Origin of the sequence: Vreelandella sp. F11 (genome assembly GCF_042466685.1) — a bacterium.
Taxonomy (GTDB): Bacteria; Pseudomonadota; Gammaproteobacteria; order Pseudomonadales; family Halomonadaceae; genus Vreelandella.
Genome location: NZ_CP170448.1, coordinates 2608664 through 2626778, shown reverse-complemented (window position 1 = coordinate 2626778; position 18115 = coordinate 2608664). Strand labels below are relative to the sequence as shown.

At 54.3% G+C, this 18115-nt stretch carries 19 protein-coding genes and 2 tRNA genes; 15 read left to right on the top strand and 6 right to left on the bottom strand.

Features of this window, described 5'->3' with window-relative positions; translation table 11 throughout:
* The first annotated feature begins 30 nt into the window (after positions 1-30).
* Positions 31-1407, top strand: coding sequence for a class II fumarate hydratase (locus ACFIOZ_RS11985; RefSeq protein ID WP_386077868.1), 1377 nt, complete (start codon positions 31-33; stop codon positions 1405-1407).
* A 33-nt stretch (positions 1408-1440) separates the two neighbouring features.
* Here ACFIOZ_RS11985 and ACFIOZ_RS11980 read toward each other — a convergent pair whose 3' ends face one another.
* Positions 1441-2511, bottom strand: coding sequence for an endonuclease/exonuclease/phosphatase family protein (locus ACFIOZ_RS11980; protein ID WP_386077866.1), 1071 nt, complete (start codon positions 2509-2511; stop codon positions 1441-1443).
* 244 nt (positions 2512-2755) lie between these two features.
* On the opposite strand from ACFIOZ_RS11980, the gene ACFIOZ_RS11975 reads away from it, so the two are divergent.
* A tRNA-Val gene (locus ACFIOZ_RS11975) sits at positions 2756-2832 on the top strand.
* Between the two features lie 23 nt (positions 2833-2855).
* Positions 2856-2932, top strand: a tRNA-Val gene (locus ACFIOZ_RS11970).
* Positions 2933-3053: 121 nt separating this feature from the next.
* On the opposite strand, the gene ACFIOZ_RS11965 is transcribed toward ACFIOZ_RS11970, so the two are convergent.
* The 4 genes from ACFIOZ_RS11965 to ACFIOZ_RS11950 form a co-directional block, all read right to left on the bottom strand.
* Positions 3054-3527 carry a GAF domain-containing protein gene (locus ACFIOZ_RS11965; protein WP_386077864.1) on the bottom strand — a complete coding sequence of 158 codons (474 nt, stop codon included), beginning with the start codon at positions 3525-3527 and terminating at the stop codon, positions 3054-3056.
* Positions 3528-3618: 91 nt separating this feature from the next.
* The gene (locus ACFIOZ_RS11960; protein WP_133733520.1) at positions 3619-4410 is read right to left on the bottom strand and encodes a MetQ/NlpA family ABC transporter substrate-binding protein; all 792 of its coding nucleotides are present in this window, start codon (positions 4408-4410) and stop codon (positions 3619-3621) included.
* 103 nt (positions 4411-4513) lie between these two features.
* Entirely contained in the window at positions 4514-5167 is a 654-nt protein-coding gene (locus ACFIOZ_RS11955) for a methionine ABC transporter permease (protein WP_386077861.1), read from the bottom strand.
* The gene (locus ACFIOZ_RS11950; protein ID WP_386077859.1) at positions 5148-6206 is read right to left on the bottom strand and encodes a methionine ABC transporter ATP-binding protein; all 1059 of its coding nucleotides are present in this window, start codon (positions 6204-6206) and stop codon (positions 5148-5150) included. The genes ACFIOZ_RS11955 and ACFIOZ_RS11950 overlap by 20 nt, the downstream gene beginning before the upstream one ends.
* 619 nt (positions 6207-6825) lie before the next feature.
* Here ACFIOZ_RS11950 and ACFIOZ_RS11945 point away from each other — a divergent pair.
* From ACFIOZ_RS11945 to moaE, 10 genes are all read left to right on the top strand, one after another.
* The gene (locus ACFIOZ_RS11945) at positions 6826-7452 is read left to right on the top strand and encodes a riboflavin synthase subunit alpha (protein WP_386077856.1); all 627 of its coding nucleotides are present in this window, start codon (positions 6826-6828) and stop codon (positions 7450-7452) included.
* Between the two features lie 208 nt (positions 7453-7660).
* Complete coding sequence (locus ACFIOZ_RS11940) at positions 7661-8959, top strand: NCS2 family permease (RefSeq protein WP_386077854.1); 1299 nt, start codon at positions 7661-7663, stop codon at positions 8957-8959.
* Between the two features lie 52 nt (positions 8960-9011).
* Complete coding sequence (locus ACFIOZ_RS11935) at positions 9012-9557, top strand: adenine phosphoribosyltransferase (protein ID WP_386077851.1); 546 nt, start codon at positions 9012-9014, stop codon at positions 9555-9557.
* 6 nt (positions 9558-9563) lie between these two features.
* Positions 9564-10043, top strand: coding sequence for a xanthine phosphoribosyltransferase (gene gpt, locus ACFIOZ_RS11930; RefSeq protein WP_009286932.1), 480 nt, complete (start codon positions 9564-9566; stop codon positions 10041-10043).
* Positions 10044-10045: 2 nt separating this feature from the next.
* Entirely contained in the window at positions 10046-10729 is a 684-nt protein-coding gene (ung, locus tag ACFIOZ_RS11925) for a uracil-DNA glycosylase (RefSeq protein ID WP_386077848.1), read from the top strand.
* Between the two features lie 95 nt (positions 10730-10824).
* A complete protein-coding gene (gene upp / locus ACFIOZ_RS11920; protein ID WP_113269665.1) occupies positions 10825-11454 on the top strand; it encodes a uracil phosphoribosyltransferase in 630 nt (209 codons plus the stop codon).
* Positions 11455-11541: 87 nt separating this feature from the next.
* A complete protein-coding gene (locus tag ACFIOZ_RS11915) occupies positions 11542-12774 on the top strand; it encodes a uracil-xanthine permease family protein (RefSeq protein WP_386077845.1) in 1233 nt (410 codons plus the stop codon).
* 71 nt (positions 12775-12845) lie between these two features.
* A complete protein-coding gene (gene mobB, locus ACFIOZ_RS11910) occupies positions 12846-13424 on the top strand; it encodes a molybdopterin-guanine dinucleotide biosynthesis protein B (RefSeq protein WP_386077842.1) in 579 nt (192 codons plus the stop codon).
* A gap of 4 nt (positions 13425-13428) precedes the next feature.
* Entirely contained in the window at positions 13429-14229 is an 801-nt protein-coding gene (gene moaC, locus ACFIOZ_RS11905; protein ID WP_386077839.1) for a cyclic pyranopterin monophosphate synthase MoaC, read from the top strand.
* 2 nt (positions 14230-14231) lie between these two features.
* Complete coding sequence (gene moaE, locus ACFIOZ_RS11900; protein WP_386077837.1) at positions 14232-14699, top strand: molybdopterin synthase catalytic subunit MoaE; 468 nt, start codon at positions 14232-14234, stop codon at positions 14697-14699.
* 16 nt (positions 14700-14715) lie between these two features.
* Here moaE and ACFIOZ_RS11895 read toward each other — a convergent pair whose 3' ends face one another.
* Complete coding sequence (locus ACFIOZ_RS11895) at positions 14716-16326, bottom strand: ribonuclease J (protein WP_386077834.1); 1611 nt, start codon at positions 16324-16326, stop codon at positions 14716-14718.
* A 231-nt stretch (positions 16327-16557) separates the two neighbouring features.
* On the opposite strand from ACFIOZ_RS11895, the gene purU reads away from it, so the two are divergent.
* On the top strand, positions 16558-17412 hold the full coding sequence (purU, locus tag ACFIOZ_RS11890; protein WP_386077831.1) for a formyltetrahydrofolate deformylase: 855 nt from the start codon (positions 16558-16560) through the stop codon (positions 17410-17412).
* A gap of 24 nt (positions 17413-17436) precedes the next feature.
* Positions 17437-18108 carry an energy-coupling factor ABC transporter permease gene (locus ACFIOZ_RS11885; protein WP_386077828.1) on the top strand — a complete coding sequence of 224 codons (672 nt, stop codon included), beginning with the start codon at positions 17437-17439 and terminating at the stop codon, positions 18106-18108.
* Positions 18109-18115: the final 7 nt, after the last annotated feature.

Sequence of the window (18115 nt, the reverse complement as noted above, 5' to 3'; positions counted from 1 at the left end):
CTGTTAATCTCACTGTTGGGAGAAAGAGCAATGGCAACACGGATAGAACGCGATAGCATGGGCGAATTGGAAGTGCCCTCTGAAGCCCTATATGGCGCCCAAACTCAGCGGGCAATCAATAATTTCCCTGTCTCTCATTCGCCTATGCCGTCAGCCTTTATCCACGCAGTCGCGCGTATAAAGCTAGCGGCAGCCCGAGCTAATCAAACCCTGGGAGGGCTTGATAGCGCGCGTGGGGAGGCGATTCAAAAAGCGGCTCGTGAGGTATTAACAGGTAAGCATGATCAGCACTTTCCCATCGACGTGTTTCAAACCGGTTCAGGCACCTCCACCAATATGAACGTCAATGAAGTGCTGGCGACCCTGGCAAGCCGTGAAGGCGTCGAGGTGACGCCGAACGACCACGTCAATATGGGGCAGTCCAGTAATGACGTAATTCCCACGGCCATCCATCTATCGGCTGCTATCGCCGTGCATGAATCGCTACGTCCAGCCCTCGTTCACCTGCGCAGTACTATCGACCAGCGTGCCAGTGAGCTAAGCCATGTGGTAAAAACTGGCCGTACCCATCTCATGGATGCCATGCCGCTGCGTATGGATCAAGAGCTGGGCGCATGGTCAAGCCAGTTAGGCCAGGCCATTGAACGCATTGATAGCGCCATGAAACGGCTGTGCCGATTAGCTCAAGGTGGAACTGCCGTTGGCACCGGCATTAACGCACCTATCGGTTTTGCTGAACAGGTCGCCCAAGAGCTGAGCGAACAGACGGGGCTGATGTTCACCCCTAATGACAGCTTTTTTGCCAGCCTCTCTTCCCAGGATGCGGCGGTAGAGCTTTCGGGGCAGTTGAAAGGTTTGGCCTGCGTGATTATGAAAATTGCCAACGATCTGCGTTGGATGAATTCAGGCCCGCTGGCGGGGTTGGGTGAGATCGAGCTAGAGGCGTTACAGCCAGGCAGCTCGATTATGCCGGGGAAGGTGAACCCCGTGATTCCTGAGTCAGCCGCCCAGGCTGCCGCGCAGGTCATCGGCCTGGATAGTGCGATTACCGTCGCAGGGCAGAGTGGTAACTTTCAGCTAAATGTGATGTTGCCGCTGGTGGCTTCCAATTTACTTACGTCAATCAGCTTGATGAGTAATACCGCACGGCTGCTGGCCGATCGTGCGATTGCCACTTTCAAGGTGCGTGAAGATAGCCTGAAAGAGCCATTGGCCAGGAATCCCATCTTGGTGACGGCGTTAAATGGCGCTATTGGTTACAACGCCGCCGCGGCGATTGCCAAAGAGGCTTACAAAGCGGGGCGGCCGATTATAGATGTCGCCGAGGAGAAAACGGATCTTGACCGTGAGACGCTTGAGCGGCTGCTGGATCCCGCCGCGTTAACTCAGGGAGGCATCCCTGAGTAACACCTTTAAACAGCGTTAAGGTTGGCTTTTCGTTCAGGTTTCTTGCTGCTCGGTTTTGCCTTCCTGAATTGTTTCGCTGGCTTCACTGCGCTCCTTTGCATCGGCTTCGGGCGTTTCATGCTCGTCTTGGCGCGAGGGGCGGTAGCAAAAGGTGGCCAGTATCGGGAAGTGGTCGGAGCCGAAGTAGTTAAGTCGCTGCATACCAACCAAGGTAAAGTGCTCGGTCACGAAGATATGATCCAGGGGCCAGCGCAACATGGGATATTTGGCGTGGAAGGTGCTGAATAAACCCCGTCCACGGCGTGGGTCGAGCATGCCGCCCACGCGGCAAAAAAGCCGAGTAGTGCGTGACCAAGCCACATCGTTCAGATCCCCGGCGACCAGCGTTGCCCGGGGATCTTTATGGATCTGTTTGCCCACTAACAGCAGCTCAGCATCCCGCCATAAAGATTTTTCACTCTCACTGGGGGCCGGTGGCCGTGGGTGGAGTGCGTAAAAACGAATGCTATCGCCGTTAGCAAGCGTTACTCGGGTATGAATCGACGGAATGTCGTCCTGTATTAGCCACTCAACGGAAGTATCGGTAAGTTCCAGGTGCGAGTAGAGGTGCATGCCGTAAAGGTTGTCGAGCGGAATCTTGACGCTGTGTGGCCACTGCTCTGCGAGCGCAGGATCCAGCTGATCTTGCCACCACTGGTCTGACTCCAGGGTCAGTACAATATCCGGCTGATGCTGTTTGATCATATCGATCAGCGCCTGAGCCTGTCGATTCGGGGTCAGCACGTTGGCGATCAGCAGCGTTATGCGTTTATCTGAATCGTTGCTTTCTGCCGCTTTTACCTGAACCGGCCATAGCGGCGTCCAGGGCAGAATGTAGTAGAGCTGGAACAGTAAAGTGATGCCCGAGGCGAGTAGAGCTACCCATAGCCAGGGGCCGGGCTCAACGAAGATAACGGCTAGTAACCAGGTGGTTAAAGCCAGGAAAGCGATCTGCAGGCGTGGAAATTCAAAACTGCGAATCCACCACCAGTGTAAATGAATTCGTGCAATCAGCGTCGCCACTAACAGTACGATCGCTATGCTTCCTAGCAAAATACCCAGCATGGTTTATCTCCCTATAGATAATACCCAGCACATTGAAGCGCTAAGCCTAGCCCTAGAAGGTTGCGGGTGTCGAATTTGAATATCTATACGAAAGGGGGGTAACGCTGGCGGGAGCGGTCACGCAACAGGAAATAACTTGCAATTCAGTGATAAAAGCGTAGGATATGCATCCGTTGGAAGGCGCGCAGCTATCTAAATAGCGCACTCCAGATGGACTAACCGATAGTTTAATAGATAGCGTAATAGAACCATAGCTCAGTTGGTTAGAGCGCCACGTTGACATCGTGGAGGTCGGCGGTTCAAATCCGCCTGGTTCTACCAGTCTAATATCAGCACCCCTTTTCAGGACCATAGCTCAGTTGGTTAGAGCGCCACGTTGACATCGTGGAGGTCGGCGGTTCAAATCCGCCTGGTCCTACCAGCTTTTATCAGAAACGCCCTAAGCAGCGATGCTTGGGGCGTTTTTGCGTGGATGTTGTAGCGCGCTTTTGGTTTTTTTAGTCGCTAAGGCTTTTAATGGTTAGCGCTAAACTTGTGCTTGATTAAACAAAGTGGGGCAGGTCAGTTTTGCGCATAAAAGTGGCGACCAGGGCTTCGATGCCTGCTTGGTCTTGTTGAGTGAAACGCGCATGCAGTGGGCTATCCAGATCCAGGACGCCCCACAGGCGGCCATCCACTACGATGGGAACCACTAGTTCGGAGCGGGAGTTGGCGTCGCAGGCAATGTGGTCGGCAACCGCATGGACGTCGTCCACTCGTTGGGTGGTTTGCTCGCGAGCAGCCGCGCCGCAGACGCCTTTGCTAAAGGGGATCGGGTGGCAGGCGGGCTGGCCCTGAAAAGGCCCCAGGGCTAAAACCTCGGGCTGGCGCTGAAGATAAAAGCCGACCCAGTTTAAGTCGTTAAGCTGTTGCTGAATAAAGGCACAGGTTTGCGCGCTGTTGGTGAGCCAGTCGCGTGTATCGAGCAGCGCTTCAAGCTGTCGATTGAGAAGAGGGTAGTCAATGCTGTTTTGCATTTAGCGTCCTTTGTAACTAACGCAACAGGCCGACACTTTTTGCATATGGTATGCGTGTCGGCCTGATGTTATCTATTGATGGCTTGCGGTATTACTCGGTCCAGCCAGGAACGGCTGCACCCTTGAAGAGCTCTTCGGCTTTCTCGATCACTTCATCGCGCTGGTAGGCATCGACCAGTTGGCGAATCTCTTCGCGCTCTTCGTCACCGCCGCGAACCGCGATCAGGTTGACGTAAGGGGACTCGGGGCCCTCTTTGATCAAGGCATCATCCAGGCTTAAACCGGCCGGTTGCGCGAAGGTGTTGTTGATGAACGCCATGTCCACATCGGGCAGGACTCGGGGTAGCTGCGCGGCTTCGATCTCGCGGAAGCGGAAGTCGCGGGGGTTCTCAGCGATATCAATAGGCGTGGATTCGAGAAATTCTGGATCGTTAAGGGTGATCAGGCCTTCGTTGTGCATCAGGATAAGCGCGCGACCTTCATTTGATGGGTCGTTGGGCAGCGCGATTTGAGCGCCGTCTGGCAGGTCATCGATACTGTCGTATTTTTCTGAGTAAGCGCCAATGGGGTAAACGAAGGTGTAGCCAGCAATAGCCAAGTCATAGCCACGGTCGTCGACCATCGACTGCAAGTAGGGCTCATGCTGATAAGCATTGGCATCCAGGCTGCCGTCTGCCAGGGCAGCATTAGGGGTGACGTAATCGGTAAACTCGATGATTTCCACGTCAAGGTCGTACTCTTCTTTGGCAATGCGCGCTGCCACTTCCATCACTTCGGTCTCAGGGCCGGCCACGGTACCCATTTTAATGCTGCGCGTTTCAGCATTAGCGACATTAACCGCAAGTGCCAGGGCGGTAAGGCTACCAATAATCAGTTTTTGCATGAGGTCTCTCCAGTGACGTTGTGCTTAATAGTGTAATGATGCGGCAATAAAAAACCGTTGTCTAATGCATTTTGGTTATAAAAGATGGCTGTTGAGTTTACCGCTATTTACGATCACTTTTGCGAACCAGGTAGTCGCCCAGGCTTTGAAAGCCCTGCACCATGATGACCAGAATCACCACCGTAATCAGCATTATGGTGGGGTTAAAGCGGTTGTAGCCGTAGCGAATGCCTAAGTCGCCGAGGCCACCGCCACCCACTGCGCCTGCCATGGCGGAGTAGCTTACCAGTGTGACCACGGTGATGGTTAAGCCGGTCATGATGCCGCCACGAGCTTCCGGAATCAGTACTTTGCGAATAATTTGCCATGGGGTTGCTCCCATGGCTTGGGCAGCTTCGATTAACCCAGGGGAAATTTCATTGAGCGCTGCCTCGACCAGTCGTGCAACAAACGGAATTGCGGCAATGGTGAGCGGAACTGATGCGGCATTAATACCAATCGAGGTGCCCACCAGCATGCGCGTGAAAGGAATGATCGCCACCATCAAAATAATAAACGGAATCGAGCGCCCAATGTTGGTCACAATGCTCAGTACTTGATTAAGCACTGGTTTCGCTAATATTTGCCGCGGGCGCGTAACATAGAGCATTACCCCGAGAGGCAGGCCAACGAGGGTAGAAATAAGTCCTGAAACGGCCACCATATAAAGCGTATCCAGCGTGGCCTGTAAAATTAAATCAATCATTGCGCTGGACATGGCCGAGTACCTCTACTTGTAGTTGATGGGATTCGAGATAGTGCATGGCTTGCTGGGTTTGCGTCGCAGAGCCCAATAGCTCTGCAATCATCAGGCCAAGGGTACGTTCCTGAATCGACTCTACTTTCGCCTGTAAAATGCTCACATCGACCCCGCACTCCCGTGCCAGGCGTGAAATCAACGGGGTCGAGACCGCATCACCAGAGAAGGTTAGGCGTACCACGGGGTGGGTGTTTTCGCCGGGGGCATCAAGAAGCCTCTCGATCAGCTCTTTAGGCGGCGTTAGCTGCAGGAAGTCGTTGAGAAACTCACGACCCAGCTGGGTGCGCGGGGCGGTAAAGAAATCGCCAACTTCCGAGTCCTCCACCAGTTCGCCATTCGAAATCAGGCTCACCCGGTGGCAAATCGATTTGACCACTTCCATCTCGTGGGTGATCAGCAGGATGGTAATGCCCAGTTGATGATTTATATCGCGCAACAGTTCTAGAATTGAGCTGGTGGTCTGTGGGTCTAGCGCCGAGGTTGCTTCATCGCAGAGGAGTACTTGCGGCTTGCTGGCCAGCGCCCGAGCAATCGCTACCCGCTGCTTTTGTCCTCCGGAAAGTTGGGCGGGGTACTGGTTGGCTTTATCTGCCAGACCTACCATCTCCAGTAGCGGAATAACACGATCGCGCACGGTGTGGCGTTTTTGACCCATTAACTCAAGGGGTAGCGCAACGTTGTCGAATACGGTGCGTGTTGTTAGCAAATTAAAATGTTGGAAGATCATGCCGATACGATGGCGCGCACGGTTTAGCTCGGCATTACTCAGACGCGTCATTTCCTGACCATCGACGGTCACGCTGCCGCTGGTGGGGCGCTCTAGCAAGTTGACGCAGCGGATGAGCGTCGATTTTCCTGCGCCAGACAGCCCGATGACGCCGTGAATCGTACCCTTGGGCACCGTAAGCGTGGCGTTTTTGAGCGCATGGATGGCGTTTGCACCGCTGCCCTTGTTATTACTGAAATAGGTTTTACTGACGTTGCTAAGTTCAATCATAGCGTTTGCCTTACCGGTAGGCCGAATACAGTGTGCGGAGTGCGCGACCCAAGCGGTTAAAAACAGTTGGGATAAGCTCTTGAGTCACTAAAAAGGGCGGCTAAGGATAGGGCGGGGAATAAAAAAAGGCCACCCTAATGGGTGGCCATCAACGCTGGACACACCCTTTTAGCTGCACTTCACCGGGTCAATAACCAATACTAAATCAGTGACCAAGTGGACGCCCGCAATCTGGGTACAAATCGGCGTCATTACATTTGAGGCAAAATTTTAGGGTTGGATAGCTGTCTTGTCAATTTTGGCCGTCGTATTTTATGTTTTGAGCCTGTGAAATAGCATTATTTTCTATTATTTTTGATGGTTTTGGTTTTAAGTTCTGTTGGCCACGTTTAAACAGCCGTTAACTGGATGAAATCACCTCCCGCTCAACAGCCACAGCAGCGTGAATGGCGTAGAATGGCAGTGAAAAACCCAACAACGCGGTGCACAAACATCAGGCAGCAGTAGTAAGCTTGCGCCAATGGCTTAGCATTTTGACTGCTCAATGCTGCTGACTGCTCATTCTTGACTACTTAATCTTTACTATACGTTTTTCAATACATTAGGAGAGAACAGCCCTATGTTTACCGGCATTGTGCAAGGGGTGGCCAAAGTCGTGGCGGTGCGTGAGCTGGATGATTTTCGCGTGCATGTGGTGGAAATGCCCGACGCAATGCGCGAGGGGCTTGAGATCGGTGCATCCGTGGCCCATAACGGTGTCTGTTTAACGGTAACGGCGATTGAGGGCGAAAACGTTAGTTTTGATTTGATGCGTGAAACGCTGCGATTGACTAATCTTGGTGCAATCACCCAGGGGCAATGCGTCAATATTGAGCGCGCTGCGCGCTTTGGGGATGAAATTGGTGGGCATTCAATGTCGGGCCACATTATTTCCATGGCCGAAGTCGTTGCCATCGAAGAAGCACCTAACAACCGTCGACTGTGGTTTTCGCTGCCGGAGAGGCTGGGCCGTTTCGTGTTTGAAAAAGGCTATATCGGGGTGGACGGTATTAGCTTGACCATTGGCGATGTACGCCACGCTGCGAGTGGAGCCGTGGAGTTCAGCGTCAATTTAATTCCTGAAACGCTGTCGCGCACCACGCTTCAGGATCGGGCGCCGGGGGATCAGGTCAATATCGAGATTGATCCGCAAACCCAGGTAATCGTTGAAACCGTTGAGCGCATATTGTCGCAACAGAACCGGTAATGGTGTTTATTGGTTGTTGGGCTGACCGATCGGTTAGGTCATGGCCTGAAGATTGCTTGGTATTCGGCAGCGGAGCGGTTTCCGCCGACATTGGTCGCCATGCTGAGAGGCTCGCGTCGAGGCGCGCGTTTCGGTAGTATGTGCGGCTTTTCTCAGCACCAGAACGCATACACGTCATGCGACGTTAGCGCTAAGGACAACAAACTTCATGAAACTTCTGGATAACTATTTCAAGCTCTCCGAGCAAAAAACCAACGTGAAAACAGAAGTTATCGCCGGGATTACCACCTTCCTGACGATGGCCTACATTATTTTTGTCAACCCGAGCATCCTTTCAGAAGCGGGGATGGACTACGGCGCGGTGTTCGTAGCGACCTGTTTGGCGGCTGCGATTGGTTGTTTCGTCATGGGGTTATGGGCCAATTACCCCATTGCCCAGGCACCGGGCATGGGTTTGAACGCCTTCTTCACCTATGGCGTCGTACTGGGGATGGGGTATACCTGGGAGGCTGCGTTGGGAGCGGTCTTCTTCTCCGGTTTAACCTTCTTTTTATTGAGCATTTTTAAAATTCGCGAGTGGATCATTAATGCCATTCCAATGACATTACGGCTGGGTATCGCTGCCGGTATTGGTTTGTTCTTGGCGATGATTGCGCTTAAGAATGCCGGTATTGTGGTTGCCAACCCGGCGACCTTTGTTTCCCTGGGGGATCTTTCCCAACCTCCGGCTATTTATGCGCTGCTGGGCTTCTTTGTGATCACCGCGCTCTCATACTTGCGAGTGACAGGTGCAGTCATGATCGGGATTTTGGGTATTACTATTACTGCAATGGTGCTCGGACATAATGAGTACGGTGGTCTAATGTCGATGCCGCCCTCCATTGCACCTACCTTTATGGCCATGGACTTGATGGGCGCGCTGGACGTGGCAATGCTTAGCGTTATCTTTGCCTTCCTGTTTGTAGATCTATTCGATACGTCAGGCACCCTGGTTGGCGTTGCTCACCGCGGCAAGCTATTAGACAAGGATGGCAAGCTACCGCGCATTGGCCGCGCCATGATGGCCGACAGCACCGCGTCAATGGCGGGCGCTGCCTTGGGTACTTCCACGACGACGAGCTACATTGAATCGACGGCGGGTATCGCATCGGGTGGCCGCACTGGTTTAACGGCGGTAGTTGTTGGTGTTCTGTTCCTGATCAGCCTGTTCTTCGCACCGCTGGCGGGTTCGATTCCGGCCTACGCTACCGCGGGTGCGTTGCTGTATGTAGCTGTTCTGATGGCGGGCAGCTTGGCCCACGCTAATTGGGAAGATGCCACTGATGCCGCGCCGGTGTTGATTGCTGCCCTGGCAATGCCGCTGACGTTCTCGATTGCCGAAGGGATCGGGCTAGGCTTTATTAGCTACGTGGCGATCAAGGTACTGTCGGGCCGCTTTCGTGACTTGAACCCCGCAGTGGTTATTTTGTCGCTGCTGTTTGCGGCAAGGTATCTTTTCTTGGTTTGATCGGCTTTTGCCGCTTTTACTACTTAATTTTGACTACTCAATGAGAGACGCGATGAGCATCTACGGCGACTATATTAAGTCCGTTATTCGCACGGTTCCCGATTGGCCTGAACAGGGCGTGAATTTTCGCGACATCACGCCGTTGCTGCAAAATAGCGCCGCCTTTCGCAAGCTGATCGATAGCTTCGTTCACCGCTATCAGGAGATGAACCTGGATGCCATCGCGGCTATTGATGCGCGTGGCTTTATTATCGGCGCGCCGCTCGCCTATGAGTTGGGCTGCAGCTTTGTCCCGGTGCGTAAGAAGGGAAAGTTACCCTTCAAAACCATCAGCGAGACCTACACCCTGGAGTACGGCCATTCTGAAGTGGAGCTGCATTCCGATGCGTTCCAGAAGGATGACCGTATCCTGCTGATGGATGATTTGATCGCCACCGGTGGCACCATGCTGGCCGCGGCCAACCTCATCCAGCGCAGCGGTGGTCATGTTGTGGAGACCGCTACCATTATTGTTCTCCCCGAGCTGGGTGGGTCGCAGAGAATACGCGATGCTGGTTATAGCGTATTCGCAGTTTGTTCCTTCAACGAAGACGAGTAATGTCCCATGAGCAGCGATCGCTATCACCAACACTTCACTGTCTCCTGGGATCAACTGCACCGTGATGTGCGTACGCTTTGTCATCAGATGATCGAGCGTGACTTTAAAGGCATCGTAGCGATTACCCGCGGCGGTTTAATTCCTGCTGCGCTGATTGCTCGGGAACTAAATATCCGTTTGATCGATACCGTATGCATTAAAAGCTACGATCACATGGATCAAGGCGGCCTGGATATAATGAAGGGCGTCGATCATGACGGCGAAGGTTGGTTGTTGGTCGATGACTTGGTGGATACTGGCAAAACGGCGCGGGCAGTTCGTAAAATGCTGCCGAAAGCGCACTTTGTGACTATCTACGCCAAGCCGGATGGTCGCCCCCTGGTGGATCAGTACTTGACCGAAGTTGCCCAGCAGTGCTGGATCCAGTTCCCCTGGGATATGGGCGTTGCCTATGTTGAACCGCTTGTAGATCAGATGAAGAGGTAGTGATGGCTAATCCACTTCCTGACGACTGGAATCAGTGGCTGGGTAATGAGTTTCAGGCTGACTATATGCTGGCGCTAAAAGCGTTCTTGGCTGAGCAGAAAGCGGCCAAAAAAATCATTTATCCCCACTCCGCGCATTGGTTTCGAGCCTTTGAGCTGACCCCGTTGAACGAAGTGAAGGTGGTTATTTTAGGCCAGGATCCCTACCACGGGCCCAATCAGGCTCACGGTTTATGCTTTTCCGTGCAGCCTGGGGTGCCCGTGCCTCCCTCGTTGGCCAATATGTATAAAGAGCTGGCCAGCGATGTGGGGTTTACCCCCGTGCGCCACGGCCATCTGGAGGCCTGGGCGAGGCAGGGCGTACTGCTGTTAAACACCTCGCTGACCGTGGAGCAGGGCAATGCGGCCTCGCACCGCGGTAAAGGGTGGGAGACGTTCACTGATCGCGCGATTCAAACCGTCAGCCAGCACGCGCCGCCTTGTGTGTTTCTGTTATGGGGCAGCCATGCGCGCCAGAAGAAAGCATTGATCGACCAAGGGCGCCACCTAATACTGGAAGCGCCACACCCTTCACCACTCTCTGCGCACCGGGGTTTTTTTGGTACTCGGCATTTTTCCCAAGCCAATCAATTTCTGCAAGCGCAAGGGCGAGCCCCCATCGAGTGGCAATTGCCGGAAACCCCTTAACCTTGTAGGTGGTTGCGGGTAGAATACGCGCAATTTTGTGCCTAGCTGATGCAACCTTGGTTGCCATTCTGAATCCCCTGCAGTGAGGAAGTCCTATGAGTGTTTACGCCATTAACCATCCGCTTGTACAACATAAGCTGGGTCTGATGCGCGAAGTTGACCTGAGCACTAAGAGCTTTCGTGAACTGGCAGGTGAAGTTGCCAAGCTGTTGACCTATGAAGCAACCAAGGGTCTGGAGCTGGAAGATCATGAAATCCAGGGATGGAACGGTGAGCCGATTGCTACGCGTCGGTTAAAAGGTAAGAAAGTTACCGTTGTGCCGATTCTGCGCGCAGGGCTTGGCATGCTGGAGGGCGTTACGGATCTAATCCCGAGTGCTCGGGTAAGCGTTGTAGGTCTTTATCGCGATGAAGAGACGCTTCAACCGGTGCCTTATTTCGCCAAGTTTGCTAATGATATCGAAGAGCGCATGGCCATCGTTATCGACCCCATGCTGGCTACTGGCGGCTCGATGGTAGCCACGCTGGACATGCTGCGTGAGCGGGGCTGTGAGCATATGAAGGTGATCGTGCTCGTTGCGGCCCCTGAGGGTATCAAACGGGTGCAGGACGCTTACCCCGATATCGAGATCTACACCGCCTCTGTCGATGACCGCCTCGATGAGAATGGCTACATCGTCCCCGGTTTGGGCGACGCAGGCGACAAGATTTTCGGAACGCGCTAAGCATCGATACTGACATTGCCCCTTACGCCTCGCGTCAGGGGCATTTTTTTGCACACCTAAAATCCAATAATCACTAGGAATTCACTTATGCGTGAAGCTGCCAGTCAGGCTGAGTCGTGGCCAAAAGTCATATTAACCGGCGCACAAATGCTGTTTGTGGCGTTTGGCGCCTTGGTATTAGTGCCGCTTTTGACAGGACTCGACCCAAGCGTTGCGCTGTTCACGGCTGGAGTGGGAACCTTGGTATTTCATGGGGTGACCAAGCAGAGCGTGCCGGTGTTTTTGGCCTCATCGTTTGCCTTTATAGCGCCTATTCAAGGCTCTGTGGCGAGCTTTGGGGTTTCGGCGACCATGGGCGGGCTAATGGCGGCGGGGCTGGTCTATGTGGCGATCTCTCAGGCTGTGCGTTTAAAAGGCACTGCCTGGCTGCACCGCTTGCTGCCCGCTGTGGTGGTGGGGCCGGTGATTATGGTGATTGGTCTGGCGTTGGCGCCGGTGGCAGTCAGCATGGCGACCGGTGAAACCAGCGACAATATCGGCTATGGCGCGGCGATTTTCTTATCAATGACCAGCTTGCTGGTAACCCTGGTGCTCGCTGTATTTGGTCGCGGGCTACTTCGCCTTGTACCGATTATGGGCGGTATTGTTACCGGCTATTTGTTAGCGTTGTTGATGGGGTTGGTTGACTTTACGCCGGTGCACGAGGCGCAGTGGCTATCGATACCCAGCTTTACTGCACCCAGTTTTCACTGGGCTGCCATTCTATTCATGATTCCGGTCGCTATTGCCCCAGCGGTAGAGCACATTGGTGATATGGTGGCCATTGGCTCGGTGACGCGCAAAAACTATCTGGAAAAGCCTGGTTTGCACCGTACGCTGTTAGGCGACGGATTGGCGACCAGCGTTGCAGCACTATTCGGCGGGCCGCCGAATACAACTTACTCGGAAGTCACCGGGGCGGTAACGCTCACGAGGGCATTTAATCCCAAGTACATGATCGTTGCTGCGATTATTGCCATTGTGCTGGCGTTTGTGGCCAAACTTGGCGCGCTGCTGCAGACCATTCCTGGGCCGGTAATGGGCGGTATAATGACGCTGCTGTTTGGCTCCATTGCGGTCGTCGGCATGAACACCCTGGTGCGTGCCGGTCAGTCGCTGACGGCGCCGCGCAATTTAGTCGTGGTTTCGCTGATACTGGTGTTCGGGATTGGTGGTATGCAGTTTGGTGGGGGCCAGTTTACGCTGCAGGGCGTCAGTCTAGCCGCTTTGGTGGGTATTGCCCTGAACTGGCTCTTGCCCCGCGAGCAAGAAGGTGAGTAAGAGCATCATTTGGAGCGCTGGGTAAGTCGTTAGGGCGCCATCGATTAGTGATTATCAGGAGTCTCTGCAGCATGGAAAACGAACTCACCGCCTCCTTTCCCATCCTTGGGATAGCTGCTTGGAGCGGCACCGGGAAAACGACGCTGTTAGAGAAGCTGCTGCCACGATTAGGTGAGTATGGCTTGAGCGTCGCGGTGATCAAGCATGCTCACCACTCGTTTGATGTCGACCAGCCTGGCAAGGATAGCTATAAGCTGCGCAGCGCAGGGGCCGCACCGGTACTAGTGGCTTCCCGCCAACGGTTTGCCCTGATGCAGGAAACCCCCGGTCAGGAGGAGCCTGATTTAGGTCAGTTAATTGCTATGATGGCGCCGCACAAACCTGACCTGGTGATTGTCGAAGGCTTCAAGGCATGGCCAATTCCCAAGCTGGTGTTATATCGCGATGGGATTGGCGATGCGGCTATTTTAACCGGCCAGTGGGTTGAGGCAGTCGCACTCAGTGCGCCACCGCCTGTCGAACTGGCGGCTTCGGTTACTCAGTTAGACCTAGACGATAGTGAAGCAATAGCGCGCTGGATTGTCAGTTGGGTAAGCGCGAAAAACGACGCTATATTTTCAAGTGCTTGGGCTTCAAAAAAGGAACGGTGACACTATGCATCTTACCCACCTCAATACCCGTGGCGAAGCCAATATGGTGGATGTCGGCGATAAGCAGGAAACCCGTCGCGAAGCAGTCGCCTCGGGGCGCATCATCATGCAGCCTGAAACGCTGAAATTGCTTAGCGATGGAGAACTGCCCAAGGGCGATGTGCTGGCTACCGCGCGAATCGCCGGTATCCAGGCTGCCAAGCGTACCCATGAACTGATTCCTCTCTGTCATTCGCTGGCGCTCTCCAAAGTATCGGTTGAGTTCGATATTGATGTGGCCGAATCCTGCGTTCATGTGACCTCGCTTTGTCGTTTGAATGGGCGCACCGGGGTTGAAATGGAAGCCCTGACCGCCGTCTCGGTAGCCTGTTTGACGCTATACGATATGTGCAAAGCGGTTGATAAAGGTATGCGTATCGAGGCCATCCAGCTCGACAGTAAGCAGGGTGGGGTGCGTGGTGACTACCAACGTATGAGCAGCACCCAGGCGCCCATTGTTACCGGCGACGGCGTAGCCGGGGAGGTCAGCTTGGGCGAGCGCTGCCCTTCACCCTGCGTGCGGGTTAAGTTTTTAGCCGAACTACGCGAGCGGGTAGGCGAGAGTGAGGCCGTCGTGAGTCTTGATCAACTGGCTAGCCGCGACATTAGCGGATTAAAAGCCGCGCTGGCCGAGCAGGATAGTCGCTTTAAACAGCTTACCGACCAGCGTACGCTGTGTGCGATTAATCATGTCATGGCCAATGACGATGCGTTAGTGACCGATGATGACGAAGTGGCGTTTTTCCCGCCAGTAACAGGGGGGTGAGGGTGGATAATAAGCTGGATATTAAAGTAGTCATTCAAGCTGACTCGTTCTCAATGGCCTACGGCTATGACGATGCCTTGGCGGGGCGCAGCGATATTGGCGCAGTGGTGAGTTTTACCGGCTTAGTGCGTGATTTTAATGAAACGCCGGACGTCACTGGGTTAACGCTAGAGCACTACCCGGGCATGACCGAGCGTACGCTGACGGAGATTGGTGAGCAGGCCTGGCAGCGCTGGTCGCTCCAGGCGGTACGAATTATTCACCGCGTCGGTTACCTGGGGCCTGGCGATCCTATTGTGCGTGTACTCGTAGCCAGCGCACACCGTCGTGAGGCCTTTGAAGCCTGCGATTTCATTATGGATTATCTGAAAACCCAAGCGCCTTTCTGGAAGAAGGAGCACTCTGCCCAGGGCGAGTATTGGGTCAAAGAGCGTCACTCCGATCAACAGGATGCGGCGCGCTGGGAGTGACATTGTCTGTGCAGATCTAACGGTTGGCAGCGTTGTCCAGAGTAATGGGCTCGGGCATTTCGGCAGCCATAATCTGAAGGTGGACTTCGGGCAGGTGCTGCATATGCTCCGCGAGCCAGTGAACCAAGCGGGGCTGCAATGCTTGGCGCAAGTCGGCAAGTGTTTCTGCGGCAATCTGCTCAAGTTGGTCATCCAGCCATTCGCTAAAGCTATCCTCATCGAGCGGGCTCGCCCCTGCGGCATCCAGCATCAAACGACCAATGCGCGCCCATCCTGTCTCAGTGGCTGTCACCGGCAGCGCTAAGTATAAGCTGCCGCGACGGGCCTTGTTGGCGTCATTTACCTCGAGGCCAGGGTGGGGTACCACGCTATTTTGACTGACAATGCAGGGCGGCTGCGGATAACGCGCCTCGCAACGCAGCCCATGGCTATCGAAGAAAATTAGATCACCATTCACCGGTGCAAGCGGCGCGCTAACGCCCAGCTGTTTGGCAATTTCCTGATGAGCCTGCTGGTGGCGAGCTTCGCCGTGCACTGGCATAAGATGCTTGGGTCTTACCCACTGGTAAAGCTTGATGAGCTCATCCTCTGCAGGATGCCCGGTGGCGTGTAACTCAGGATGATTGATCTCGTCATAGATGCTGACACCTAACTGCGCCAGGCGCTTTTTAAGCTGCTCGATGGGACGCTCATTGCCGGGTATGGCTTTAGCCGAAAAGATAACGTTATCGCCCGGTTCAAGATCAACGTAGGGATGACGGCCCTGCGCCAGACGCTGTAACGCAGCGCGTGGCTCTCCCTGACTGCCGGTGGCGATAATCACCACTTCATCCGGGGGGAGGTAACCTAGGTCGTGATTAGGCACCAGCGGCGGTAAGTCATCCATATAGCCAAGTCCTCGAGCCACGCTGACCATGCGCTCCATGGAGCGGCCCATCAAGCTTATACGGCGTCCGCATTGGTGAGCTGCGCGCCCTATCGCTAACACACGGGCAAGATTGCTGGCAAAGCAGGAGACCACCACACGGCCCTGGCAGTGGCTGAGGGTTTTTGCCAGCGCCCGGGCGACATCCCCCTCGCTGCCCGAGTGGCCGGGCATAGGGGCGTTTGTGGAGTCGCCGACGACTAAGTCAACTGGCGCCAGTGCCTTGAAGTGGGTTGCATTGATCGGCGTGCCAATGATCGGTTCTGGGTCGAGTTTCCAGTCGCCGGTATGCAAAACACGATAGCCACCGGCCATCATTATTAGCGCACAGCTTTCGGGGATTGAGTGGGTTAAAAGCAAGTAGCGCAGCGTAAACGGCCCACTTTCAAGTGCCTCACCAGGTTCAATGACATGGATGGATGCGCTGCTCAGCTGATGCTCGGCAAACTTCAGTCTCAGCAGCCCCGCCGCTAATGGGGTGGCATAAATGGGGCAGTTCCACATCGGCCAGAGCCATGCGACTGCGCCTATGTGGTCTTCATGACCATGGGTAATAAACAGCGCTTTGGGCACGATGCCTAGTGCTTTCGGTGTGTCGAGATTGGGCACTTGTAGCGGCGAGTTGGGAAGATCCTGGCGAATCATCATCCCGCAGTCCACGGCTATCCAGTAATCGTCATAACCGTATAGCGTTAGATTCATTCCAATCTCACCGCATCCCCCCAGCGGCAAAAGGCGCAGCGGTGGACGACGACGGGGACGAATTTGAACGCGTGATGAATGCATCTGTTATGAAAAACCTAAAAAGTAGTGACTTAACTATACGGGAAGGCAGGGGCGGCTAACAATCATCCTTGGCCTTCCGATACAATATGAAGCCTAAGCCGCTGGTTTGTCATAATTACCTTAGAAAATAGGTCAAGAGTAGCTCACATGTCTCATTATTATCGTTTAGTGGTTTCCTGTCCTGATCGGGTAGGTATTGTTGCACGGGTTTCAAACTTTATTGCCCAGCAGGGCGGCTCTATTACTGAAGCCAGCCAGCACTCAGATTTAGAAACCGGCTGCTTTTTTATGCGCTATGAAATCCTGGCGGATTCGGTGGGTATGTCGGTGGAAGCACTGCGCGCGGCGTTTGAGCCGGTGGCTAGCGAATTCAATATGCAGTGGTCACTAGTGGATACCCAGCAGCGTCGCCGGGTGGTACTGATGGTGTCACGGGAGTCACACTGCCTGGTAGATCTACTTTACCGCTGGCAGGCGGGTGAGCTGGATTGCGATATTGTTGGGGTTATCTCCAACCATGACGATATGCGTTCGCTGAGCGAGTGGTACGGCATTCCTTACCACCATGTACCGGTCGACCCTGACGATAAGCAAGCGTCGTTTGCCAAGGTTCAAGCCGAAATCGACAGCGCTCGCGCTGACTGCGTGGTGCTGGCACGCTATATGCAAATACTGCCCCCCGAGCTGTGTGCGCGCTATGCGGGGCGAGTGATCAATATTCACCACAGCTTTCTGCCCTCTTTTGCCGGGGCTAAGCCCTACCACCAGGCCTACCAGCGTGGCGTTAAGCTGATAGGCGCTACCTGCCACTATGTGACCGAGGAACTCGACGCAGGCCCTATCATCGAACAGGATATCCATCGCGTTAGCCACTGCCACACACCTACGGATCTAGTACGCTTTGGACGTGATGTCGAAAAAGCCGTGCTCGCTCGCGGTTTGCGCTGGCACTTGGAAGATCGCGTGCTGGTGCACGGCAACAAGACCGTGGTGTTTAGCTAACGCTCATCAACTTGAGAGGCCGCCATGTCATTTGCGCAAAGTGTATTAGCGCCTTGGGCGCTGCTGCTCACCTGGCTACTTTCGCTAGGCGTGATGGCGTGTGCACTATGGCGGCGGCCTTGGCAGGTATTAATCGAGGATACAGCGCTTCAACATCGCTGGTTAGGGGCTACGCTGGCGGTGATGCTGATGTGGCAGCTTCGTGCCCAGGCGGTTGATTGGCTAACGCTGCACCTGGTCTTCACAGTTTTGATGACACTCGTTTTTAAAGCGCCGCTAGCGCTGATCAGCAACGTGCTGATCAATGTCGCTATGGTGGTGATTGGCCGCAATGAGTGGCTGTTGCTGGGGGCGAATGTGCTGGTGACGGGAATCGTTCCGGCGGCTGTGATTGGCACGGTATGGCGGTTAGTAGATCGCCGCCTGCCGGATAACTTGATGGTGTTTCTGTTTGCCTGCGGTTTTTTTGGTGCGGCGCTGGCGACGCTAGGGGGAGGGCTGGCAGCGGTGCTGCTGATTATCGTCGCAGGGACTGACCCTGAGGCGATCTATCTCGCTCAGGAGTACGCGCGCTTTTTGCCGCTGCTAATGCCTTCAGAGGCATTTATTAGCGGCATGCTGTTAAGCATTCTGTTGGTCTATCACCCAAACTGGGTGGCTACCTTCAATGACCACCGCTATATCGACTTGCAGTAGCCGAGTG